Genomic DNA, 21,909 nt, shown 5'->3' on the forward strand with positions numbered 1-21,909 from the left:
TCTACCCCAGGCTAGTCCTCTTCGCGGGTGCGTCGCGAGTGCAGCTCATGGACCGAGCCGGGCTCGCGCGGCGGTGAGTCGGGGTCGTGGTCGCCATCGGGCAGGGAGCCGAGGAACGACAGCACCGCGTCGTGGAGGTGACCGTTGGTGGCCAGCGAGCTGCCGCCGAACGGCCCGGGGGTGCCGTCCAGGGAGGTGAACGTCCCGCCGGCCTCGCGGACGATCACGTCGAGCGCCGCCATGTCGTAGACCTGGAGCTCGGGCTCGGTGGCGATGTCGACGGCCCCTTCGGCGAGCATCATGTAGGACCAGAAGTCGCCGTACGCCCGGGTGCGCCAGCAGCGACGCATCAGCGAGAGGAAGTCCTCGAGCCGGCCGCGCTCGTCCCAGCCGTGCAGGGAGGAGTACGACAGCGAGGCGTCCTCCAGACGGCGAACGTCGGACACGGTGCAGCGGACCGCCTTGAGCAGCGAGCGCCCGGTCCAGGCGCCATTGCCGGACGACGCCCACCAGCGCCGCTGGAGCTGGGGCGCCGAGACCACCGACAGCACCACCTCGTCGTCGACGGCCAGCGCGACCAGGGTGGCCCACACCGGGACCCCGCGGACGAAGTTCTTGGTGCCGTCGATCGGATCGATCACCCAGCGCCGCTGGCTGTGCCCGGAGCTGCCCTGCTCCTCACCGGTGATCGCGTCGCGCGACCGGGCCCGCGAGAGCGTGCGTCGGATCGACTCCTCGACGGCCTGGTCCGCGTCGGTGACCGGCGTCAGGTCGGGCTTGTTCATCACGTGCAGGTCGAGCGCCTTGAAGCGGGAGGTGGTGATGGAGTCCGCGTCGTCGGCCAGCACGTGAGCGAGGCGGAGGTCGTCGGTGTAGTCGGGCGCTGGTTGACCTGGCGGCATGGGCACAGGCTAAACCGATCCCACCGGACGGCCCCGAACCGAACCGTGCCTGATGGCGTATATCTAGGGCATGGAGTTCAACGGTCTCCCGCTGCACCCCCTCATCATCCACGTCGTGGTGGTCTTCGCCCCGCTCGCCGGCATCGTCGGCATCCTGTACGCCGCGGTCCCGCAATGGCGCTGGTGGCTCCGCTGGCCGCTCGTGGCCAGCGCGGTGATCGCCGCCCTCGCGGGGATCATCGCCGTCCGGTCCGGTCAGGACCTGGAGAACCAGCGGCACCTGCAGACGCTCCCCGAGCTGGCGACCCACGCCGCGCGGGGCCGGTTCCTGCGCTGGGTCATGCTGGCGTTCCTGGTCCCGACCGCCCTCGCCGCCTGGCAGCTCGGCGGGCCGTCGCCGGTCTCCGCCGACGGCAAGACCCGGGACGGGCGCACCGGCGTCGTCGCCTGGGCGATCCAGTTGCTCCTCGTGGCCGGCGCGATCACCGTCCTGGTCTGCGTCTTCCTGACCGGCGACTCCGGCGCGAAGACCGTCTGGGGCGGCTGACCCGCCGCACCCGTTCAGTACTCCGGACCCGACCGCGCCTCGAGCAGCCGACGGAACGACTCGACCCGCTCCGGGTCCGCCTCGCCCCGGGCGACCGCCTCGTCCAGTCCGCACTCGGGCTCGTCGGCCCCGTGGGTACACCCGCGCGGACAGTCCTCGGTCATCTCGTCGAGGTCGGGGAACGCCTCGATCAGGTCCTCGGGCCGCACGTGCGCGAGCCCGAACGACCGGATCCCGGGTGTGTCGATGATCCACCCGTCGTTGTCCGGCAGGGCCAGCATGATCGCCGAGGTCGAGGTGTGCCGCCCGCGTCCGGTCACCGCGTTCACCTGTCCGATCTCCCGGTCGGCGTCCGGCACCAGCGCGTTCACCAGGGTCGACTTCCCGACCCCGCTGTGCCCGATCAGCACGCTCGTCCGCTCGGCGAGTCGCTCGCGCAGCTCGGTCAGGTCGGCACCGCGCTGGGTCACCACCCAGGGCACGCCGAGCGAGCGGTAGGTCACCAGCAGCGTCTCGGGGTCGGCCAGGTCGGACTTGGTCAGGCACAGGAGCGGCTTCATGCCCGCGTCGTACGCCGCCACCAGCGCCCGGTCGATCAGCCGTGGCCGGGGCTCCGGATCGGCAAGGGCCGTGACGACGACGAGCTGATCGGCGTTCGCGACCACGACCCGCTCGACCGGGTCGTCGTCGTCGGCGGTACGGCGGAGCACGGTCGCCCGGTCCTGCACCTCGACGATCCGGGCCAGGGCGCCGTCGACGCCGGAGACGTCGCCCACGACCCGCACCCGGTCGCCGACGACGACGCCCTTACGGCCCAGCGGCCGTGCCTTGACCGCCCACACGGTGACCCCGTCGACCTGGAGCGTGAGCCGCCCGCGGTCGACCGTCGTGACCACCCCGTCGACGGCGTCGTCGTACCGCGGTCGTTCCTTGGTGCGTGGGCGGGTGTGACGGCGCGGGCGCTCGTAGTGCTCGTGGTCGTTCTCGTCGTACCGGCCGCTCATCGGGCGTCCAGCAGGGCCGACCAGACCGCGGGGAAGTCGGGGAACGTCTTGCTCGTTGCCGCCACGTCGTCGACCCGCACGCCCTCGACCGCCGAGCCCAGGACGGCCGCGGCATGGGCCATCCGGTGGTCTGCGTAGCTCCGGAACAGCCCCCCGTGCAACGTCGCCGGGCGCAGCTCGAGGCCGTCGGCTAGCTCCGTCACGTCCGCGCCCAGCCCACGAAGCTCGGTGGCCAGAGCCGCGATCCGGTCGGTCTCGTGCCCGCGGATGTGCGCGATCCCCCGGAGGTACGACGGTCCGTCGGCCAGGGCGCAGAGCGCAGCGACCACCGGGGTCAGCTCCCCGACCTCGTGGAGGTCGACGTCGATGCCCTTGATCCGATCGGACCCGGTGACCGTCAGTCCGAGCTCGTCGCGCAAGACGCTGCAGCCCATCCGACCGAGCAGGTCGCGGATCGCGTCGCCGGCCTGGGTGGTCTGCGCCGGCCAGTCGCGGACCGTGACCCGGCCCCCGGTGGTCGCCGCCAGGGCCAGGAACGCGGCGGCGTTCGACAGGTCGGGCTCGATCGACTGGTCGACCGCAAGGATCGGCCCGGGCGCCACCCGCCACCGCGCGGGCTCGCCGTCGTCGACCTCGACGCCGTGCCCGCGCAGCATCGCGACCGTCATGTCGATGTGGGGCTGGGACGGCAATGCCTTGCCGTCGTGCAGGAGGTCCAGGCCCTCCTCGAAGCGCGCGCCGGCCAGGAGGAGGGCCGAGACGAACTGGCTGGACCCGGAGGCGTCGAGCACTACCCGGCCGCCGCGCAGGCTGCCCGTGCCGTGGACGGTGAACGGCAGACGGTCGCCGTCGATCCGGACGCCGAGAGCGCGCAGCGCGGTCAGCACCTCTCCGACCGGGCGGGTTCGCATGCCCGGGTCGCCGTCGAAGGCGACCGGTCCGTCCGCCAGTCCGGCCACCGGCGGGACGAACCTGGTCACGGTCCCGGCGAGGCCGCAGTCCACCGACCCACCGCCGACGAGCGGGGCGGGCTCGACCGTCCAGTCGTCGGTGGCCGTCTCGACCCGGGCACCGAGAGCGGTGAGCGCTCCGGCCATCAGCAGGGTGTCCCGGGACCGCAGCGCGCGACGTACGACCGAGGGGCCTTCGGCCAGCGCCGCGAGCACCAGGGCGCGGTTGGTCAGCGACTTGCTCCCGGGCAGCGAGACCGCCGCCTGCACCGGTCCGCGGGCATGCGGCGCGGCCCACGGCTCGGTCGTCGGCGGCGCGCTGGTCACCGGCGCAGCGTACCGAGCAGCCGCGAACGCGAGGTCAGCTCAGGTGGGCCTTGGCGACCCGGGCCTCGGCGTGTGCCTGCTTGGCCAGCTGCCGGGCCTCACGGCGTACGTCGTGCGCCGCACGGCGGGCCCGCCAGGCGACCCCGGGCTTGCCGGCGGTGTCGACGCTCGCCAGCAGGAGTCCGCCCATGATCGAGGCGTTCTTGAAGAACTGGGTCCGCTGGGCCGCCCGGGCGGCCTTGTCCTTCTCCTCCCAGAACGGGTGACCGGCGTACGTCGTGGGGGCCAGCGAGGCAGCCAGCACCAGCGCGGAGAGCCGCGGCATCCGCCCCGTCGCCAGCGTGAGCCCGGCCAATATCTGCACGGCCCCATTGATCCGCACGAGCGTCGCGGGGTCGGTCGGCACCGGCAGGCCGGGGGCGATCTTGTCCGCGAGGGTGGGCACCCGGTCGGTGACCTTCTCCGCCTTCGACACCTTGGCCGACGCATGGGTGAGGGAGTCGATCCCACCCACCACGAACATGGAGGCAAGCATGGGGCGGGCGATCAGCCGGATCACGGTCATGTGACCTTCTTACCCGATCCGAGTCGCGCTATGACTCCCAGGGCCAGGAGTCGATGCGAACCTGGTCGGAGGCCGTCTCCCCGTCCGTGGATGTCGCCGTGAACGTCACGCCCGCACTCGGGGCTCGGTTGAGTCGGTCGCCAGTGCGCCCACCGTCACCACGACATGATGGTTCCGAAGAGAGCGCCGATGGTGGGGTTCGCGTCCACGACCGCGCTCACCGAAAGCACCCCCGTGACGTTGACGGTCTGGACGGCGGTGGCGCCGGTGTAGTCGTCCGTGGGAGCCAAGGTGGCGGTGACGGTGCAGGCGCCGACCTGGTGGTACCGAACCGTGGTGTGCGCCTGGTTCAGGGTGCAGACCTGGCTCTGGTGGTCGACGGAGTACGTGATTGTGCCGTCCGAGTCGCTGCTCTTGGCGGTGAGCAGGTCGCTGCCGCCGACCTTGCCGCTGGCAGGCAGGGTGAAGTCCAGGTGGGGGGTGCCCTTGCCGACGTCGAACTTCTGCTGTTGCTGCGCGGCGACGTCGTAGTCGTCGTCACCCGACTGATCGGCATCGACGATGCAGGTGCCGGGGTGGTCGAAGGTGACGGTGCCGTCGACGGCGACGGAGCACACCAGGGGTGAGCCGGGGCTGAAGACCACGTCGTTGCCGGAGGCACCGCCGTCGGCGGTGGCGGTGTAGCTGGGTCCGCCGACCACGGCGTCGGCGGGGGCGGTCGAGGTGATCGTCACCTGCTGCGCCTCCTGCGGGACGCCGACGCCCTGGGTGTCGCTGGCGGGCAGGTAGTCGTCGTTGCCGGCGTTGGCGGTGATGGTGCACTTCCCGGCGTGGTCGAAGCTGACGGTGGAGCCGGTGACGGTGCAGGCCGGGCCGAGCTTGTTGGTGGTGGTCTCGACCGAGACGGCGACCGGGGCACCTGAGTCGCTGGAGGCGGACACCCGGTAGGTGTCACCGAAGGTCGGTGAGGTGGGTGCGGACGAGGTGATCGTCACCTGCTGCGCCTGCCTGGGCACGTTGACCGACTGTGTCGCCTGTGCCCGCGCGATCTTGCTCGATCCCGTTTCCGCGGAGATCGCGCACTTACCGGCATGCTTGAACGTGACGGTGGAGCCGGAGATCGAGCAGGCGGGTCCGAGGTGGTTGACGGTGGGGTCGACCGAGAACGAGACCTTATGTCCCGAGCCGCTGGTCGCGCTCACGTCGTACGTGTCGCCGAACTTCGGGTTCGTCGGCGGCGTCGAGGTGAATGTGATCTGGTCGCCACCGGGGTCAGTCGGCCCGGTCGGCCCGGTCGTCGGGCTGGTCGGGCCGGTCGTCGGGCTGGTCGGGCCGGTGGTCGGCTCGCTGGGGCTGGACGTCGTGTCGGTGGGCTCGGTCGACGGCGGCGTCGACGTGGGGGTCACGGACGGCGCCTGGCTGGTCGGGGGCGGAAGCGTCGTCTTGGCGGCGTCGGGGCCGCGCGACTGGCCGTTGTGCTGGCCCGACTTGCCGTCCCCACCGTTGGTCGGCAGGGTCGACGCGGCGGGGGGCTGGTTCAGCCCCTGTGGCGAGCCCAGGTCGGCGGCGTCCTTGCTGTGGAAGTGGGTCGCCCCGTAGATCGAGAGGACCGCGGTCGCCGTTACGAGAATGCCGCCGATGGCGGTGACCGACGCGTGCGAGACGGCCCAGGTCCGCGCGGCGCTGAACCCGGTCGACAGGAAGCCCGTGCCGGCGCCACCCGACGAGACGTACCCGGCACCCGCGGACCCCAGGAGCAGCGGCGCCAGGATCCCGGCCAGGCCGGAGTTGACCTCGGTGAGCTCGAGGTAGACCGCGGCGCAGGCGCGGCACGACGCCAGGTGGTCGTCGACGCGACTCGCGTCGCGGCGGGACAGCCCGGAGCGGACATAGGCGCCGAGGTGGTCCCGGGTCCAGGCGCAGTCGACGTCGTCCGGGTCGGTCGCGTGCTGGCTGAGGAACGCCTGCCGCAGTCCCTCGCGGGCCCGGTAGGCCAGGGCAGAGACGGAGTTGGCACTCATCCCGAGCAGGGGGGCGATGTCCGCGGGCTTCTGCTGCTCGACCTCGGTGTGCCACAGCACCATCTGCCAGCGCTCCGGGAGCGAGGCGAAGGCCTTCGCGGCGGCGGCGTTCTCGAAGCCGGCCACGGCGGTGTCGTGGAACGGCAGGCCCGGGTCGAACGGCGTGAGGTCGTCGACCGGGCGCAGCCGTGAGCCGGCGCGGATCTTGTCGACGTGGAGGCGGCGTACGGCGGTCAGCAGGTACGCGCGGAAGGCCAGGTCGGGGCCTCCACCGCGCTGGAGGACGGTCAGGACCTTGGTGAACGCGTCCGAGACGAGGTCGTCGGCATCGGCCGGACCGGTTAGCTGCCGGGCCAACCGCCGCGCGGCGTCGACGTGGCGCGCGAACAGCTCGCCGTAGGCGTCGACGTCCCCGCCCCGCACCGCCGAGATGAGTTCGGCGTCGCCGGGTCCCTCGACCTGCAGCGAGACGCTCACACCAACTCCAACGGGTAAAACCGAGACCTGTGACGACAGTATGGGCGGAACTCCGAGAAAATTCCTTCAAATCGCCATCATGCTGATACCCGCGCGCCGTCTCAATGGGCGGAGAGCGCTGGACGACGATGCGGAGGGAGGCGACATGGGGTTCTGGGCATTTCGGGACAAAGTCGTGCCTGGGCCTTCCTCCGCGTCGGACCATCCGGAGCTCTTCGAGCAGGTACGCGCGGATGTGCCGGCGCGGTTCGAGGCCGTGGGTGAGGCCCTGATCGCCGGTCGCACAGCCACGGATGCCTGTGAAGTCGTGGGCAGGTTGCAGGGCAGCCAAGGCGTCTCACTCGAGGAGACCCTGGCGGATCTGAGGACGACCTATGAGGTGGTGCTCGGCACCGAGCCCGCGTTCACCGATGCGTGTGCGGTGGCGCTCGGCTGGAGCGAGGCGACGCTCGCCTACTTGCACCAGCTCTCGTGCGCCGACCCGCTCACCGGGCTGGCCAGCATGGCCCATCTCCGTGGCCGGCTCACGGAGCTGTACCGGGGGGACACCCGCGGGCCGGCCACCCTCCGCGAGCGCTACGCGCTCGTCGTGGTGGAGGCAGCGGCCCCGCGTTTCTCCGGGATCGCCGACGAAGTGTTCGGCCTCGACCTGCGGATGTCGCGGATCGGGGAGTCCGCCCGCTCGGTGTTCGCCACCGACGAGACGGTCTGCCGGATCGGCCCACGCCGGATCGTGATCCTTGCGGCCCGCGACCAGGGCCTGCCGCGTCGCATGTCCTTGCTGCGCAGCCTGCTCGACGTAGGGGAGCGCGCCCACGGCGGCGTACGTATCTGGGGCGAGAGCCTGCCCCTGGCGGCCGACCAGGCGTCCAGCCTGCTCGACGAGCTGTCCCGCGACCAGGCACTCTGAGACGTCAGGCGAACAAGCTCGCTGCGGCGATCCCGGTGGCCGTCGCGTCCCGGCTTCGCCGGGCCCCGACGTCCTCGCTCTAGGCTGACGGCATGTGCGGTCGCTACGCCTCGAGCCGGAAGCCGGAGGACCTCGTCGAGGAGTTCGAGATCTCCACCGCGAGCGGCAACCGGGTCGACGAGGCCCTCGCACCCGACTTCAACGTCGCCCCGACCAAGCCCGTGTACGCCGTGATGGAGCGGTCGCCGTCCTCCCGTGACGACCCCGAGCCCGAGCCTCCCGAGCGCCAGCTCCGGGTGCTCAGCTGGGGCCTGATCCCCTCATGGGCGAAGGACCCCGCCATCGGCAACCGGATGATCAACGCGCGAATGGAGACGGTCGCCGAGAAGCCGGCGTACAAGCGGGCGTTCGCCTCGCGTCGCTGCCTGCTCCCGGCCGACGGGTACTTCGAGTGGTACCCCACCCAGGTGAAGGGGAAGTCCGGCCGGCCCCTCAAGCAGCCGTTCTACATCCATCCGCAGGACGGCGGGGTGCTGGCCATGGCCGGGCTGTACGAGATCTGGCGCGACCCCGACCGGGCCGAGGACGACCCCGACCGGTTCCGCTGGACCTGCACCGTGCTGACCACGGAGGCCGAGGACGCCGTCGGCCACATCCACGACCGGATGCCGCTGATGGTCGAGCGCGACCGGTGGTCGGCCTGGCTCGACCCGAGCGTCTCCGCACGCGACGACCTGCTCTCGCTGCTCGTGCCGGCGTCACCCGGACGGCTCGAGGCCTTCCCGGTCTCGACCGACGTCAACAATGTGCGCAACAACGGTCCCGAGCTGGTCGAGCCCATCCCGGCCGAGGACGCCCTGCTGTGAGCGGGGCGTGACCCGCTCCCGGCCGGTCTCCACGCCGTACGGCGAGGGGCGGCTCGACCTGCACCCCGCCCGCGCCGCGACGGCGACCCTGGTCCTCAGCCACGGCGCCGGGAACGGCGTCGAGGCGCGCGACCTGGTGGCGCTCGCGGCCGCACTGCCACACCACGGCGTCACGGTGGCCCTGTTCGAGCAACCGTGGCGGGTGGCCGGCAAGAAGGTCGCGTCCGCGCCTCCCACGCTCGACGTCGGCCTCACGTCCGCCGTACGCGCCCTGCGGCCGAGGTCTCCGCTCGTGGTCGGCGGCCGCTCGGCCGGGGCCCGGTCCGCCGCCCGCTGCGCCACGCATCTCGGAGCGGTGGGCTGCCTGGCGCTCGCGTTCCCGCTCCACCCGCCCGGCCGGCCCGAGAAGTCGCGCGTCGATGAGCTGACCGGGGCAGGCGTCCCCACCCTCGTCGTGCAGGGCGAACGCGACTCCATGGGGCGGCCCGATGAGTTCCCCGAAGGCACCGACCTGACCGTCGTGCCCGCCGCCGACCATGGGCTGAGAGTGCCCGCGAGCGGCCCCCTGTCGCAGCCCGAGGCCCTCGCCGTGGTGGTGGAGGCAGTGCTGGAGTGGCTCGTGCGTGAGGTCATGGGGAATCCCTGACCTCACGGACGTGTTCATTCAACGTGCTTGCCCTCATGGATCGTGCCCACGCCCCGGTAACCTGGGAGTCAATGACCGAACACTCTGATCCTTCCTCCCTCGCCCCCGACGAGGCGCCCGAGGTCGATGTCGAGACCGAGACCGACGCCGAGCGCGTCGCCCGTTTCGAGCGCGACGCCCTGCCCTTCCTCGACCAGCTGTACGGCGCGGCGATGCGGATGACCCGCAACCCGTCCGACGCCGAGGACCTGGTCCAGGAGACCTTCGCGAAGGCCTACGCCTCCTTCCACCAGTTCCGGCCGGGCACCAATCTCAAGGCCTGGCTGTACCGGATCCTCACCAACACCTTCATCAACAACTACCGCAAGAAGCAGCGCCAGCCGCAGCAGGCCATGTCCGAGGACGTCGAGGACTGGCAGCTCGCGCGCGCCGAATCGCACACCTCCGCCGGCCTGAAGTCCGCCGAGAGCGAGGCGCTGGAGCATCTGCCCGACTCGCAGGTGAAGGACGCCCTCCAGCGGCTGCCCGAGGAGTTCCGCCTCGCGGTCTACCTCGCCGACGTGGAGGGGTTCGCGTACAAGGAGATCGCTGAGATCATGGGGACGCCGATCGGCACCGTGATGTCTCGGCTCCACCGCGGTCGCCGTCAGCTGCGAGACATGCTCTCGGACTACGCGCGGGCCCAGCCGCTCCTGCCGGTCGGGCACGACGCCACCGGAGGGGGATCGGAGTCATGACCAGCGACGAGACCTGCGCCAACTTCCTGGAGCGCATCGTCTGCTTGCTCGACAACGAGCTGGACAAGGGAGAGGTGGCCGAGGTCAAGGCCCACCTCGAGGAGTGCGCGCCCTGCCTGCACAGCTACGACCTGCAGCGCACGGTGAAGGCGCTGGTCCAGCGATCGTGCATGGAGCATGCCCCCGAGAGCCTGCGACAGCGGGTCCGCGTGCAGATCCAGCAGATCCAGGTGTCCTACACCGAGAGTTAGCCCCGGACCCGTCCTCGCTTATGCGTTGGGGCGCTTGCCGTGGTTCGCGGCCTTCTTCTTGCGGCCCCGGCGCTTGCGTCCGGTCTTGCCCATGGTGTCCTCCTGGTCGTCGGCCCCAGCGGGGCAGACCTCCATCGTCTCAGGTGGGCGGCGCCGCACGAAATCCGGCCGGTAGCTCCTGGAGGGTCGGCTGACCGGCGGTCCCACCGACGGCTCGCGTGGAGAGACTCCCGCAGGCCACGGCACGGACCAGGCACTCCTCGGGGGGCAACCCTGCCATCAGTGCGCTGATGAAGCCGGCGTCGAAGGAGTCGCCGGCGCCTGTGGTGTCGATCGCAGCGACGTCAGGCGCAGCCACGCGGGTGACGAGGTCGGGTGCCTGCCAGAGGACCCCTCCGTCGGCCCCGTCCTTGAGTGCGACCTGGCAACCGCGGTCCAGGACGACGCGTGCCGCCTCGTCCCGGTCGCTGCGCCCGGTGAGCGCGAGCAGCTCCGCGGCGTTGGGCAGGAGCACGTCCGTGTGGTCGAGCAGACGGTCGATGCCCGCCCACGCCCGGGCCGGGTCCCAGTTGGTGTCCACCGACGTGGTCGCACCGGCCCGGCGGGCACGGGCGAAGACGCCTGGCAGGTGTTCGGCCAGGCGAGGCAGCAAGAAGAAGGACGCACTGTGGAGATGGCGCACCGACGCCACCAGGTCCTGGTCGATGATCTCGGGGCCGCTCGAGGCGATGGTCCCCGGGAAGGTGAGGATCGCGCGGTCTCCGCCCGACAGCACCACGCTGAGGCCTGTCGCGACGGCCGCGTCTGTCCGAAGCCAGCGGGTGTCCACGCCGCGCTCGCCGAGGGTGTCCCGGACGAAGGCGCCGTACACGTCTTCCCCGACGGTCGCTGCGAGCGCGGTCGGTACGCCGAGACGGGCGAGACCGCACGCCACGATCGCCGCCGAGCCGCCGAGCACGAGGTCGGCCGAGTCCACCAGCGTCTCGGCCTGTCCGAACGCGGGGACGACGTCCCCGGTGAGCACCAGGTCCGGGTTGGCATCCCCGATGACCAGGACGTCCGGTGCCGCCACGTGGCTCCTCCAGTCCGACGCTTGCGCGAATGGACACCGATTCTCGCACGAACTTGAGCGTCATGCTCGAGCCACGCCATACTCTCGAAGCATGCCACCCACCATCGTGATCGTCGGGGCGGGCAGCGTGGTCTTCACCCGCGACCTGCTCGGTGACGTGTTCTCCTTCCCCGAGCTCTCCTCCGTGCGGGTCGTGCTGCACGACATCGACCCCGAGCGGCTGGAGACGGCCAGGGCGATCGCGGAAGCCACCGCGCGCGAGGTCGGGGCCCACCCCGAGATCAAGGCCGAGGCAGACCGCCGGCGTGCCCTCGACGGCGCCGACTACGTGATCAACGTGATCCAGGTGGGCATGTACGAGGCCACCGTCCTCGACTTCGAGATCCCGGCCGGTTTCGGGCTGAACCAGACCATTGCCGACACGATCGGGATCGGCGGGATCTTCCGCGGCCTGCGGACCTTCCCGGTCCTGGCTGCCATCGCGCGGGACATGGCGGAGCTGTGTCCGGACGCCTGGCTCCTCAACTACACCAACCCGATGGCGATGAACGTGACGTTCCTCCACGCGGTCGCGCCACAGCTGAAAGTGCTCGGCCTGTGTCACTCGGTGCACTGGACGATGGACGGGCTGTGCGAGCTGGTCGGTGTCCCGCTCGACGAGGTCACCTACTGGTCGGCGGGCGTCAACCACCAGGGCTGGGTGCTGCGCTGGGAGCGGGAGGGAAAGAGCCTGTATCCGTTGCTGGACGAGCGGATCGCGGCCGACCCGGAGCTGCGACGGCGGGTGCGCGTGGACATGTACCGCCGCCTCGGCTTCTATCCCACGGAGACCAGCGAGCACTCGAGCGAGTACGTGCCGTGGTACCTCCACCACCCGAGCGAGGTCGAGCGGCTGCGCCTGAACGTGGGCGAGTACGTCGACATCAGCGCCGAGAACCTTGCCGAGTACACGCGCGTCCGCGAGCAGCTCGCGACCACCGGGCGTCTCGAGATCGAGTCGGGCGCCACCGAGTACGCGCCGCAGGTGATCCACTCGCTGGAGACCGGAACCATCCGCGTCATCTCGGCGAACGTGGCGAACCACGGCCTGATCACCAACCTGCCGTCCGGCTTCGCGGTCGAGGTGCCCACGCTCCTGGACGGACTCGGAGCCCACCCGATCCACGTGGGGGACCTCCCGCCCCAGTGCGCGGCGGTGAATCGCTCCTACATCGGCCCCGCGGAGCTCGCCGTACGGGCGGCCGTGGACGGCGATCCCCGGCTCGTTCGCGCCGCGGCCATGGTCGACCCCAACGCCGCAGCGAGCCTCACCGTCGACCAGATCTGGCAGCTGTGCGACGCGATGGTCGCTGCGCACGGTCCACTGCTTCCAGAGGCACTCCGCGAGCCCCTGCCCCTCTGACCTGGGTCGAGTGTTTCGGCGTGCTCACCTGATGCTCGACCTTGTCCGTACTGATCATTTACGAGCATAATGTGCCGCATGACGCTGACAGCAGACGAGATCAGGTCCCAGCCGGGGCTCTGGCGCCGGGTGGCGGACGGGCCCGTTCCCGAGTACCTCTCGGCTCGCGGTCGGCGCATGTTGGTCATCGGCTGCGGCACCTCGGCGTTCATGGCGATGTCCTACGCCGAGCTCCGCGAGCGCGCCGGCTTCGGCGAGACCGACTGGGCGTTCGGCTCCGAGGTGCTCACGGACCGGAGGTACGACACGGTCCTCGCCTTGACCCGCTCCGGGACCACGACGGAGATCGTCGACGCCATGCGCGAGCTCGACGCCGACACCAAGGTGGTCCTCAGCGCGGTCCACGGGGGACCTCTGGCGCCGCTGGTGGACCAGTACCTGGCCCTCGACTTCGCCGACGAGGCCAGCATCGTGCAGACCAGGTTCCCCACGACGGCGATCTCCCTGCTGCGGGCCGCCCTGGGCACCGACCTGGGGCCGTCCATCACCGACAGCGAGGTCGCCGTCGAAGGACCGCTGCCGGTCGATCCGGCCGACTTCGAGCACTTCGTCTTCCTCGGGACGTCCTGGACGGTGGGACTCGCCCACGAGGCGGCCCTGAAGATGCGTGAGGCAGCCCAGGCCTGGAGCGAGTCCTATCCGGCGATGGACTACCGGCACGGACCCATCGCGGTCGCCGGCGACCGGAGCCTGGTCTGGATCTTCGGAACGCCGCCCGCAGGGCTGGTCGACCAGGTGGCGGGGACCGGCGCCCGCGTGGTCACCGGCGCTCTGGACCCGCTGGCGCAGCTGGTCCAGGTGCAGCGACTGGCGGTCGCGGCGGCCGAGGCGCGCGGGCTGGACCCCGACCATCCGCGTGCCCTCACCCGATCGGTGGTCCTCGCATGACTGCCCGGCACTCGTGGCCGCCCGGGCCGGGACCCTGTGCCGACGCGTGTGCGCGTTCGCGCGGTCAGACATGTTCGCTTTTGATTGACGTGTGCCCACCCTACTGGCAGGCTCCGCAGTGATGAACGCCGTCAGGAGCGCTCGGTCGCGCCGTACCTCCGCCTGGGTGGGAACGCTGACCGGCGTGGTGGCGCTGGCGGCAGCGCCGGTCGCGACCACGGCGATCGGGGCAGGTCCGGCGGGAGCGGTAGCCCATTCCGCCGGCAGCCAGCGGGTGTTCGTCAGTCAGCAGGGGCACGCCGGCGCCGCCGGCACCCGGCACGACCCGCTGGCGTCGGTCGACGAGGCGGTGGACCGCCTGGCACACGGAGGCGTCGTGCTCCTCCGTGGAGGCACCTACGCCCAGCGGGTGATGCTGCGGGGCGTGCACCAGGTGACGATCCGCCCGTTCCGGCACGAGCACGTCATCCTCGACGGTGGTCCATTGACGCCTCCCCCCGATCGATCGGCGATGGTCACGATCGTGAACAGCTCCCGGGTGACGGTGAGCGGCCTGGACATCCGCAACTACGACACGACCTCGAAGTCGGCGATGCCGATCGGCATCTACGTGCACGGTGCGTCGTCGCACGTGACGCTGCGCCACAACCACGTGCACTCGATGGGGAACTACAACGGCACCCTGGGCAACTTCGACATCAACGCCCACGGCATCGCGGTGTACGGCGACCGCGCGCGGCACCCGATCGTCGATGTCACCATCAGTCACAACGAGGTCGACCACCTGGCCCTGGGTGCGAGCGAGTCCGTGGTCGTCAACGGCAACGTCAACCACTGGCGGATCACCTACAACCGGATCCACGACAACAACAACATCGGGATCGACGCCATCGGCTTCGAGCCGACCCTGAGCGGGCCGGCGCGTTACAGCCGGGCCAACCGCGCCCGCAACGGCGTCATCGCCGACAACGTGATCACGAACATCATCTCCCGGGGCAACCCGGCGTACTTCGAGGACGGCGGCTGGTGCAACTGCGCCGACGGCATCTACATCGACGGGGGCACGGCGATCCGGGTCGAGCGCAACCGGGTCCGGGGCAATGACATCGGCATCGAGGTGGCCGCCGAGAACGCCCGAGGCAGTGCCGACCACGTCGTGGTCGCGGACAACTTCATCACCCGGAGCGGCTACGTCGGGATCGCGACAGGGGGCTACTGCGACGGCAAGGGCGACTGTGGCGGCGTGGAGACCGGGCGAGCCTTCGCCAACCGGTTCCTGCACAACACCCTCTACGCCAACAACCAGTTCGCCGACGGGTCACCGGAGATCGTGGTCCAGTACCACGTCTCCCGCACCCTCTTCCAAGGGAACGTCGTACAGGCCACCGGCCCCGCTCACGCCCTCGTGGGGACCGTTCCGCGTGCTCAGGACGATGCCTCGGGCCGGATGCCCCGGCTCGACGGCAACCTCTACTACGCCTCGGGGGGCCGGGCGGCCCGGGCCTCCTTCGGCGTGCTCGGTGTCACCTACACCGGCTGGCAGGCCTACCGGACCGCCACCGGCCAGGACTCCCACAGCCGCTTCGCCGACCCCGACCTGAGACACCCCGCCCGTGGTGACCTCCACCTGCGCGCCCGCTCGCCTGCGATCGACGCCGGGCTCCCGGTTCGACCACATGAGGTGGGCCGCCGCGACATCGACGGTCAGCATCGCGTCCAGGGTCCGAGGATCGATGTCGGTGCCGATGAACGCCGATGAGCGCCGATGAGCGCCGATGATCGCGGATAAGGGTCCCACCGCTGACAGAAGCGGGTCGAACGCCATGACCGTTCCAGTGAAGGAGTACAGATGAAGAGTCGCCCACGCAGCTGGATGGTCGCGTTGCTCACCGCGGGTGCCCTGGCGCTCGCCGGATGCGGCGGCGGGGATGGGTCAGGCTCCGCCGGCGGGAAGACCAAGATCGTGGTCTGGGACGGCTACACCGACGCCCAGGGCAAGAGCTTCACGTCCCTGATCGACCAGTACAACAAGGAGCACCCCGACGTCGAGGTGACCCAGCTCGTGTCGAGCAGCGACCTGGTCCTGCAGAAGGTCCTCACCGCGGTGCGCGGCGGAACCCCACCCGACGTCGCGTACATGTTCGGGTCGTGGGCTCCCAACATCGCCAAGATCCCGCAAGTGGTCGACATGACCCCCTACGTCAAGCAGCCGGCCTGGAACTGGGACGACTTCTACGTGGGTGAGCGCCAGGCAGCGACCGTCGGCGACAAGATCGTCGGAGTACCGGCGCTCGTGGACAACCTGGCGATCGTCTACAACAAGAAGCTCTTCCAGCAGGCGGGGATCGACCCGCCGTCGCCGGACTGGACCTGGGACGACTTCCGGGCTGCGGCCAAGGCGTTGACCGACCCGTCGAAGAAGCAGTACGGCTGGATGATCCCTGCCGACGGCAGCGAAGACACGGTGTGGCACTACGACGCCATGCTCTGGGAGGCGGGCGGCGACATCCTGACCCCCGACAACACCAAGGCGGCGTTCAACTCCGACGCGGGGGTCGAGGCGCTGACCATGCTGCAGCAGATGGCGGTGACCGACCACTCGGTGTACCTCGACACCGCCAACACCAACGGCACCAAGCTGATGAACAGCGGCAAGATCGGGATGATGGTGACCGGACCGTGGGACCTCAGCTCGATCCCTGACATCGACTACGGCGTACAGGTGATGCCGGCGTTCGCCGACTCGAACGCGGGGCACCAGACGATCTCGGGCCCGGACAACTGGGTGGTCTTCGACAACGGCTCCGAGCGCAAGCAGGCGGCGGTCGACTTCGTGCAGTGGCTGACGGCGGCGGAGCAGGTGAAGGCGGACTCGCTGGCGACCGGTGACCTCCCCACGCGTACGTCGGTGGGGCAGGACGCGCCGTTCGTCAAGCAGCTGAACAAGAACCTGCCCGGCAGCTCGACGTTCGTGGCCAACCTGTCCAACGTGAAGAAGGTGCGCCCGGCGGTGGAGCAGTACCCCGCCATCTCGGAGGCGATGGGCCAGGCGATCGTGTCGGTGCTGCTGGGCAAGACTCAGCCGGCCGCCGCACTCGACCAGGCCGCCCAGGCGACCGACGCAGCCCTGAGCGGGAGCTAGGCGGCGATGGCCGAAGACGCCGTGGCCGGAGCCGGGAGCCGGCCGGGCGTGCTGCGGCGTCTGGGACGCTCCGAGAGCCTGACCGGGTGGTCCTTGGTGACCCCCGGTGCCCTGCTGATCGGTGTCTTCGGGCTGCTTCCGGTGCTGATGTCGCTGAAGCTGTCCTTCCAGAAGTCCGACCTGCTGACCCCGGAGACGCCGTGGGTCGGGACGAAGAACTACCGACAGCTCGCCGACGACCCGCGCTTCGCGGACGCGATCCAGCACACCATCGTCTACACCGCACTCTTCGTGCCCGGCACGATGCTGGTCGGTCTCCTGGTCGCGGCAGCCATGAACCGCTCGGTGCGCGGCATCGCGGTGTACCGCACCGCGGCGTACGTCACGATGGCGGTCTCGACGATCTCGGAGGGGATCATCTTCCTCTGGCTGACCGACCAGGACTACGGGCTGGTCAACGCCGCGCTGAACGCCGTGGGGATCAGCTCGCAGCCCTTCTTGTCGTCGCCGTCGCAGGCGCTGTACGTCATCGTCGCGATGACGATCTGGGGGTGGACCGGCTTCTCCGTCATCGTCTATCTCGCGGCGCTCCAAGGCGTCCCGGCCGAGCTCCACGAGGCGGCCGCCATCGACGGGGCGAGTGCGTTCACCCGGTTCCGCACCATCACGGTGCCGCTGCTCAGCCCCGCGAGCCTCTTCCTGGTGGTCTGGCTGACGATCAACGCGCTCCAGCTCTTCGACGAGGTCTGGCTCACGACCAAGGGCGGGCCGCTGCACGCCACCACGGTCATCGTGTACTACCTGTGGGACCAGGCGTTCGTCCAGTTCAACGCCGGGTACGCCGCGGCCATGGCGTACGCACTCTTCGTGGTCATCGTGGTGATCACGGCCCTGCAGTTCCGTCTCGCCCGGAAGCACGTGCACTACTCATGAGCGCCGCCGAGACCGAGTCGGGGCGCCGGCTGCGGCTGCCCTTCAGTCCCTGGCACCTCGTGCTCGTACCACTCACGTTCGTGCTGGTGGCGCCCCTGCTCTGGATGCTTCTCACGTCGCTGCAGACCACGGCCGAGGCCAACCGCTTCCCGCCGGTCCTGATCCCGCACCACTGGCGGTTCGCGAACTACGTCGACGCCTGGCACACCGCGCCGTTCGGCACGTTCTTCCTCAACAGTGCACTGGTCACGCTCGTGGTGGTGATCAGCAACCTCGTGGTGTGCAGCCTGGCCGGGTACGCCTTCGCCCGGGTGCGGTTCCTGGGACGCAAGGCTCTGTTCCTCACCCTGATGGCCACGCTGATGGTGCCGTTCCAGGTCACGATGATCCCGGTCTTCCTGATCGTGAAGTGGTTCGGCGACAACGTCTCGCCGTTCCTCGGGATCAACCACCTCGGCGCGCTGATGCTGCCGAACCTGGCGACCGCCTTCGGCATCTTCTTCCTCCGCCAGTTCTTCCAGACGGTCCCGGTCGAGCTCGAGGATGCCGCTCGCGTCGACGGCACGTCGCGGATCGGAGTGTTGTTCAAGATCGTGCTGCCGCTGTCGATGCCGGCCATGTCGACCCTGGCCGCGTTGACGATCCTCACCTCGTGGAACGACTTCCTGTGGCCGTTGATCGTGATCACCAGCCAGGACCAGATGACCGTCCCGCTGGGCCTCAGCTACTTCCAGGGTGCCCACTCGACGAACTGGCCGCTGCTGATGGCCGGCAACGTGATGAGCCTGCTGCCGATGCTCGTCGTCTTCGTGGTCGCGCAGCGGTACTTCGTCCAGTCGGTGGCAGGAACGGGGTTGAAGGGCTGATGGCCGAAGTGGAGTACGTCGGAGTCTCCCGCCGTTTCGGCGCTGACGTGGTGGCGTTGAAGGGGCTCGACCTGGCCGTCGCGGACGGGGAGTTCCTGATCCTGGTCGGACCTTCGGGGTGCGGCAAGAGCACCGCGTTGCGACTCCTCGCCGGCCTCGACAAGCCGACCTCGGGGGAGATCAAGATCGCCGGCCGGCCGGTCACACGGCTGGGACCGGGGGAGCGCGACATCGCGATGGTGTTCCAGAACTACGCGCTCTACCCCCACATGAGCGTCTACCAGAACCTCGCCTACGGGCTCCGTCAGCGCCGTACGCCCCGGGCCGAGATCGACCGTCGGGTGCGCGAGACGGCGGTCCTGCTCGACATCGACCGGCTGCTGGACCGCAAGCCCGGCCAGCTCTCGGGTGGCCAGCGGCAGCGGGTGGCCATGGGTCGTGCGCTCGTACGCCGGCCCCAGGCGTTCCTGCTCGACGAGCCGTTGTCCAACCTCGACGCGAAGCTGCGGACCCAGGTACGCGGGGACCTCAAGCGCCTGCACCGCGAGCTGCCGGTGACCTCGATCTACGTGACCCACGACCAGGTGGAGGCGATGACGCTGGGTGACCGGATCTGCGTGATGTCGAACGGCGAGGTCCAGCAGATCGGCACGACGGACGACATCTACAACCGGCCGGCCAACACGTTCGTCGCGGGGTTCATGGGAAGCCCTCCGATGAACCTCCTCCCGGCCGTCGTGCACGAGGGGATCGTCCGGGTCGCCGGTGTGGAGGTGGCTCGGGTCTCGTCTCCCGACCGTCCGGTGATCCTCGGCGTGCGGCCCGAGGACCTCCTCATCGGGTCTCCGGGTGCCGACTCCACAGTCCCGGCCCGGGTCGACGTCTGCGAACCGCTGGGCAGCCACGTGCTCGTCCACGCACTCGTGGACGCCGCACCTGAGCAGGGCTCGTCGGGCGGCGACCCGACGAGCGTGATCGTCCACGCGCCGCCGGGCACGTTCTTCGACGCCGGTGCCCGGGTCGGCCTCACCTTCTCGCCGGCGAAGTCCCACCTCTTCGATGCCGAGACCGGCGCCGCCGACCTCACGCCCGAGCGCATCGGCCTGTCGTGACCGATCACGAGAAGGCCCGTGGCCGGGGTTATGTGTCGTCGGCCGAGATGACCTCGACGTCGGCGGCCTCGGCCGCGGCTCGCATCGCCGGCTCGATCCCGGAGTCCGTGACCAGGGTGTCGATCATCTCCGTGCCACAGATCCGGGCGAAGGTGACCTTGCCGATCTTGCTGCTGTCCGCGATCACGACCGTGCGTGCCGTCTGCCCGATGAAGGCGAGATCGGTGTGCGCTTCCATCTCGTCGTGGGTCGTGCATCCCTCGGCCACGGTGAACCCGTCGGTCCCGATGAAGGCGACGTCCAAGTGGTAGTGAGCGATCATCGCCTCGGCGGCCGGACCCACCAGCTCGTACGACGCGTGCCGGGCGTTGCCCCCCACCACGACGAGCCGGATGTTGGGGCGGGAGACGAGCTCGGCGGCGATGTTCAGCGCGTTCGTGACGACGGTGAGACCACGTCGGTCGGCGAGCGCGCGGGCCACCTCGGTGGCCGTCGTACCTCCGGTCATGCCGACGACGTCCCCGTCGCGGACCAGGCCGGCCGAGGCCAGGCCGATCGCACGCTTCTCCCGGTGCTGCCGCGAGGCCTTGTACTGGATCGGCAGCTCGAGACCGGCGGGGCGGGGCAGCGCGCCGCCGTGGGTACGACGTACCAGGCCCTGGTCGTGCAGGGTCTGGAGGTCCCGGCGGACCGTCGCCGCGGAAACCGCGAACTCCTGCGCCAGACCGACCACGTCGACGCTGCCGTTCTCGGCCACCCGGTCGAGGATCTCGCCCAATCTCTCGGCCTTCACACGCTCATCCTAGATGCCCATCTGGGGCGAAATGAGCATTTCCGCGCACTGATCGATGGAGACACGGCCGCATGAACCGCCATCTCGACGCCGTGGTGCGCTCCCACCGCGACCACCGTCCCGCCGGCATCACGTCGGTCTGCTCGGCCCATCCGCTCGTGATCGAGGCCGCCCTCGCACAGGCCGTGGGCGATCGGACCCCGGTGCTCATCGAGGCCACCTCGAACCAGGTCGACCAGTTCGGGGGCTACACCGGCCTCCGGCCGGCCGACTTCCGAGCCCTGGTCGAGGACATCGCGCGCCGGCTCGGGCTCCCCACGGAGGACCTGGTGCTCGGTGGGGACCACCTCGGCCCCCACCGATGGCGCGACCAGCCCGCGGAGACCGCGATGTCGCACGCCGAGGACCTGGTCCGCTGCTACGTCGAGGCCGGGTACACCAAGCTCCACCTCGACTGCAGCTACCCCTGTGCCGACGACCCGGGGTCGCTCGAGGGCGAGGTGATGGCGACCCGCGCCGCGCGGATGCTGGTGGCCGCGGAGGACGAAGCTGCGCGAGCCGGCCTGACCGGGGAGCTCCGCTACGTGATCGGCACCGAGGTGCCGGTGCCGGGTGGTGCCGACCACGAGATCACGGGGCTGGTGCCCACGACGCGCGACTCGGCCCGCGCCACCCTGGACCATCACAAGGACGCGTTCGCGGCGGTCGGCCGCGGCGACGTCTGGCCGCAGGTGATGGCCCTGGTCGTGCAGCCCGGCGTGGAGTTCGACCACGTCAGGGTGTTCGACTACGACTCGGAGGCGACGCGCTCGCTGCGCACGGCTCTCGACGACGAGCCGGCCATGGTCTTCGAGGCGCACTCGACCGACTACCAGACCCTCGAGGCACTCACCACTCTGGTGACCGACGGCTGGGGTGTGCTCAAGGTCGGCCCCGGTCTGACCTTCGCGATGCGCGAGGCGCTGTTCGCACTCGCGGCGATCGAGGCGGAGCTGCTGCCGGTCGCCGCGTGCTCGAGATTGCCCGCGGTGGTGGAGGCCCGGATGCTCGCGCGCCCGGAGCAGTGGGCGGGCTACTACGCCGGCACCCCGGAGGAGCAGGCGCTCGCCCGGCGCTACAGCTACAGCGACCGGATGCGCTACTACTGGCCGGAACTCGAGATCGAGATGGCGGTCGCGACGCTGCTGGAGAACCTCACGAACCGCGGCATCCCCGACCCGCTCCTGAGCGCCTTCCTCCCCGACCAGTACGCACGCGTCCGTTCGGACGGGCTCGCACGTGCACCCCGGGCCCTGGTCCTCGACCGGGTGCGCGACGTGCTGCGCACCTACGCCACGGCCGTCACGCCCCACTGACCCGCCGAAGTGGGCCCTCTCCGCGGCCGAAGTGGGCCCTCTCCGCGGCCGAAGTGGGACATCTCCGCGACGAACGCCGGGAG

22 protein-coding genes are annotated in these 21,909 nt (G+C 70.4%); 14 read left to right on the forward strand and 8 right to left on the reverse strand.

Annotated elements, in window-relative coordinates:
- Nucleotides 1-11 precede the first annotated feature (11 nt).
- Nucleotides 12-902: a histidinol-phosphatase gene (gene hisN / locus VGJ24_RS11325; RefSeq protein ID WP_331500693.1), complete on the reverse strand. Its 891-nt coding sequence runs from the start codon at nucleotides 900-902 to the stop codon at nucleotides 12-14.
- A 70-nt stretch (nucleotides 903-972) separates the two neighbouring features.
- Here hisN and VGJ24_RS11330 point away from each other — a divergent pair, with 70 nt between their 5' ends.
- Nucleotides 973-1,449, forward strand: a complete 477-nt coding sequence (locus VGJ24_RS11330; protein WP_331500694.1) for a DUF2231 domain-containing protein — start codon at nucleotides 973-975, stop codon at nucleotides 1,447-1,449.
- Nucleotides 1,450-1,463: 14 nt separating this feature from the next.
- On the opposite strand, the gene rsgA is transcribed toward VGJ24_RS11330, so the two are convergent.
- The 4 genes from rsgA to VGJ24_RS11350 form a co-directional block, all read right to left on the reverse strand.
- On the reverse strand, nucleotides 1,464-2,453 hold the full coding sequence (gene rsgA / locus VGJ24_RS11335; protein ID WP_331500695.1) for a ribosome small subunit-dependent GTPase A: 990 nt from the start codon (nucleotides 2,451-2,453) through the stop codon (nucleotides 1,464-1,466).
- The gene (aroA, locus tag VGJ24_RS11340) at nucleotides 2,450-3,730 is read right to left on the reverse strand and encodes a 3-phosphoshikimate 1-carboxyvinyltransferase (RefSeq protein WP_331500696.1); all 1,281 of its coding nucleotides are present in this window, start codon (nucleotides 3,728-3,730) and stop codon (nucleotides 2,450-2,452) included. The genes rsgA and aroA overlap by 4 nt, the downstream gene beginning before the upstream one ends.
- 34 nt (nucleotides 3,731-3,764) lie before the next feature.
- Nucleotides 3,765-4,295, reverse strand: coding sequence for a DoxX family protein (locus tag VGJ24_RS11345; protein WP_331500697.1), 531 nt, complete (start codon nucleotides 4,293-4,295; stop codon nucleotides 3,765-3,767).
- Nucleotides 4,296-4,450: 155 nt separating this feature from the next.
- Nucleotides 4,451-6,793 (reverse strand): sigma-70 family RNA polymerase sigma factor, encoded by a 2,343-nt coding sequence (locus VGJ24_RS11350; RefSeq protein ID WP_331500698.1) that lies wholly within the window; start codon nucleotides 6,791-6,793, stop codon nucleotides 4,451-4,453.
- Between the two features lie 175 nt (nucleotides 6,794-6,968).
- Here VGJ24_RS11350 and VGJ24_RS11355 point away from each other — a divergent pair, with 175 nt between their 5' ends.
- The 5 genes from VGJ24_RS11355 to rsrA all read left to right on the forward strand — a co-directional run bounded on the left by VGJ24_RS11355 (nucleotide 6,969) and on the right by rsrA (nucleotide 10,203).
- Nucleotides 6,969-7,703: a hypothetical protein gene (locus tag VGJ24_RS11355; protein ID WP_331500699.1), complete on the forward strand. Its 735-nt coding sequence runs from the start codon at nucleotides 6,969-6,971 to the stop codon at nucleotides 7,701-7,703.
- A 92-nt stretch (nucleotides 7,704-7,795) separates the two neighbouring features.
- Entirely contained in the window at nucleotides 7,796-8,569 is a 774-nt protein-coding gene (locus VGJ24_RS11360; RefSeq protein ID WP_331500700.1) for an SOS response-associated peptidase, read from the forward strand.
- A gap of 7 nt (nucleotides 8,570-8,576) precedes the next feature.
- The gene (locus VGJ24_RS11365) at nucleotides 8,577-9,215 is read left to right on the forward strand and encodes an alpha/beta family hydrolase (protein WP_331500701.1); all 639 of its coding nucleotides are present in this window, start codon (nucleotides 8,577-8,579) and stop codon (nucleotides 9,213-9,215) included.
- 71 nt (nucleotides 9,216-9,286) lie between these two features.
- Complete coding sequence (locus tag VGJ24_RS11370) at nucleotides 9,287-9,952, forward strand: sigma-70 family RNA polymerase sigma factor (RefSeq protein ID WP_331500702.1); 666 nt, start codon at nucleotides 9,287-9,289, stop codon at nucleotides 9,950-9,952.
- Nucleotides 9,949-10,203, forward strand: coding sequence for a mycothiol system anti-sigma-R factor (rsrA, locus tag VGJ24_RS11375; protein WP_331500703.1), 255 nt, complete (start codon nucleotides 9,949-9,951; stop codon nucleotides 10,201-10,203). The genes VGJ24_RS11370 and rsrA overlap by 4 nt, the downstream gene beginning before the upstream one ends.
- A gap of 18 nt (nucleotides 10,204-10,221) precedes the next feature.
- Here the strand turns inward: rsrA and VGJ24_RS19605 are convergent, their stop codons facing one another.
- Together VGJ24_RS19605 and VGJ24_RS11380 are read right to left on the reverse strand one after the other, a co-directional pair.
- A complete protein-coding gene (locus tag VGJ24_RS19605) occupies nucleotides 10,222-10,296 on the reverse strand; it encodes a 50S ribosomal protein bL37 (protein ID WP_396408713.1) in 75 nt (24 codons plus the stop codon).
- 46 nt (nucleotides 10,297-10,342) lie between these two features.
- Nucleotides 10,343-11,275 (reverse strand): sugar kinase, encoded by a 933-nt coding sequence (locus tag VGJ24_RS11380; RefSeq protein ID WP_331500705.1) that lies wholly within the window; start codon nucleotides 11,273-11,275, stop codon nucleotides 10,343-10,345.
- Nucleotides 11,276-11,366: 91 nt separating this feature from the next.
- Here VGJ24_RS11380 and VGJ24_RS11385 point away from each other — a divergent pair, with 91 nt between their 5' ends.
- From VGJ24_RS11385 to VGJ24_RS11415, 7 genes are all read left to right on the forward strand, one after another.
- On the forward strand, nucleotides 11,367-12,677 hold the full coding sequence (locus VGJ24_RS11385) for an alpha-glucosidase/alpha-galactosidase (RefSeq protein WP_331500706.1): 1,311 nt from the start codon (nucleotides 11,367-11,369) through the stop codon (nucleotides 12,675-12,677).
- A gap of 78 nt (nucleotides 12,678-12,755) precedes the next feature.
- The gene (locus VGJ24_RS11390; protein ID WP_331500707.1) at nucleotides 12,756-13,625 is read left to right on the forward strand and encodes a sugar isomerase; all 870 of its coding nucleotides are present in this window, start codon (nucleotides 12,756-12,758) and stop codon (nucleotides 13,623-13,625) included.
- Between the two features lie 121 nt (nucleotides 13,626-13,746).
- Entirely contained in the window at nucleotides 13,747-15,384 is a 1,638-nt protein-coding gene (locus VGJ24_RS11395; protein WP_331500708.1) for a choice-of-anchor Q domain-containing protein, read from the forward strand.
- A 90-nt stretch (nucleotides 15,385-15,474) separates the two neighbouring features.
- Nucleotides 15,475-16,767, forward strand: a complete 1,293-nt coding sequence (locus VGJ24_RS11400; RefSeq protein ID WP_331500709.1) for an ABC transporter substrate-binding protein — start codon at nucleotides 15,475-15,477, stop codon at nucleotides 16,765-16,767.
- Nucleotides 16,768-16,773: 6 nt separating this feature from the next.
- Nucleotides 16,774-17,700: a sugar ABC transporter permease gene (locus VGJ24_RS11405; RefSeq protein WP_331500710.1), complete on the forward strand. Its 927-nt coding sequence runs from the start codon at nucleotides 16,774-16,776 to the stop codon at nucleotides 17,698-17,700.
- Nucleotides 17,697-18,566: a carbohydrate ABC transporter permease gene (locus tag VGJ24_RS11410; RefSeq protein WP_331500711.1), complete on the forward strand. Its 870-nt coding sequence runs from the start codon at nucleotides 17,697-17,699 to the stop codon at nucleotides 18,564-18,566. The genes VGJ24_RS11405 and VGJ24_RS11410 overlap by 4 nt, the downstream gene beginning before the upstream one ends.
- A complete protein-coding gene (locus VGJ24_RS11415; protein WP_331500712.1) occupies nucleotides 18,566-19,678 on the forward strand; it encodes a sn-glycerol-3-phosphate ABC transporter ATP-binding protein UgpC in 1,113 nt (370 codons plus the stop codon). The genes VGJ24_RS11410 and VGJ24_RS11415 overlap by 1 nt, the downstream gene beginning before the upstream one ends.
- 28 nt (nucleotides 19,679-19,706) lie before the next feature.
- On the opposite strand, the gene VGJ24_RS11420 is transcribed toward VGJ24_RS11415, so the two are convergent.
- Nucleotides 19,707-20,471, reverse strand: a complete 765-nt coding sequence (locus VGJ24_RS11420) for a DeoR/GlpR family DNA-binding transcription regulator (protein ID WP_331500713.1) — start codon at nucleotides 20,469-20,471, stop codon at nucleotides 19,707-19,709.
- Between the two features lie 71 nt (nucleotides 20,472-20,542).
- On the opposite strand from VGJ24_RS11420, the gene VGJ24_RS11425 reads away from it, so the two are divergent.
- Nucleotides 20,543-21,826: a D-tagatose-bisphosphate aldolase, class II, non-catalytic subunit gene (locus VGJ24_RS11425; RefSeq protein ID WP_331500715.1), complete on the forward strand. Its 1,284-nt coding sequence runs from the start codon at nucleotides 20,543-20,545 to the stop codon at nucleotides 21,824-21,826.
- Nucleotides 21,827-21,909: the final 83 nt, after the last annotated feature.

Source organism: Nocardioides sp. (assembly GCF_036493135.1).
Lineage (GTDB): Bacteria > Actinomycetota > Actinomycetes > Propionibacteriales > Nocardioidaceae > Nocardioides.

Excerpts from the sequence above, each read along its gene's own strand:
- VGJ24_RS11385 (WP_331500706.1), top strand. The coding sequence starts at position 11,367 with ATGCCACCCACCATCGTGATCGTCGGGGCGGGCAGCGTGGTCTTCACC.
- VGJ24_RS11405 (WP_331500710.1), top strand. The coding sequence starts at position 16,774 with ATGGCCGAAGACGCCGTGGCCGGAGCCGGGAGCCGGCCGGGCGTGCTG.
- VGJ24_RS11370 (WP_331500702.1), top strand. The coding sequence starts at position 9,287 with ATGACCGAACACTCTGATCCTTCCTCCCTCGCCCCCGACGAGGCGCCC.
- VGJ24_RS11425 (WP_331500715.1), top strand. The coding sequence starts at position 20,543 with ATGAACCGCCATCTCGACGCCGTGGTGCGCTCCCACCGCGACCACCGT.
- rsrA (WP_331500703.1), top strand. The coding sequence starts at position 9,949 with ATGACCAGCGACGAGACCTGCGCCAACTTCCTGGAGCGCATCGTCTGC.
- VGJ24_RS11345 (WP_331500697.1), bottom strand. The coding sequence starts at position 4,295 with ATGACCGTGATCCGGCTGATCGCCCGCCCCATGCTTGCCTCCATGTTC.
- hisN (WP_331500693.1), bottom strand. The coding sequence starts at position 902 with ATGCCGCCAGGTCAACCAGCGCCCGACTACACCGACGACCTCCGCCTC.
- VGJ24_RS11410 (WP_331500711.1), top strand. The coding sequence starts at position 17,697 with ATGAGCGCCGCCGAGACCGAGTCGGGGCGCCGGCTGCGGCTGCCCTTC.
- VGJ24_RS11415 (WP_331500712.1), top strand. The coding sequence starts at position 18,566 with ATGGCCGAAGTGGAGTACGTCGGAGTCTCCCGCCGTTTCGGCGCTGAC.
- rsgA (WP_331500695.1), bottom strand. The coding sequence starts at position 2,453 with ATGAGCGGCCGGTACGACGAGAACGACCACGAGCACTACGAGCGCCCG.
- VGJ24_RS11360 (WP_331500700.1), top strand. The coding sequence starts at position 7,796 with ATGTGCGGTCGCTACGCCTCGAGCCGGAAGCCGGAGGACCTCGTCGAG.
- VGJ24_RS11395 (WP_331500708.1), top strand. The coding sequence starts at position 13,747 with ATGAACGCCGTCAGGAGCGCTCGGTCGCGCCGTACCTCCGCCTGGGTG.
- VGJ24_RS11330 (WP_331500694.1), top strand. The coding sequence starts at position 973 with ATGGAGTTCAACGGTCTCCCGCTGCACCCCCTCATCATCCACGTCGTG.
- VGJ24_RS11390 (WP_331500707.1), top strand. The coding sequence starts at position 12,756 with ATGACGCTGACAGCAGACGAGATCAGGTCCCAGCCGGGGCTCTGGCGC.
- VGJ24_RS11400 (WP_331500709.1), top strand. The coding sequence starts at position 15,475 with ATGAAGAGTCGCCCACGCAGCTGGATGGTCGCGTTGCTCACCGCGGGT.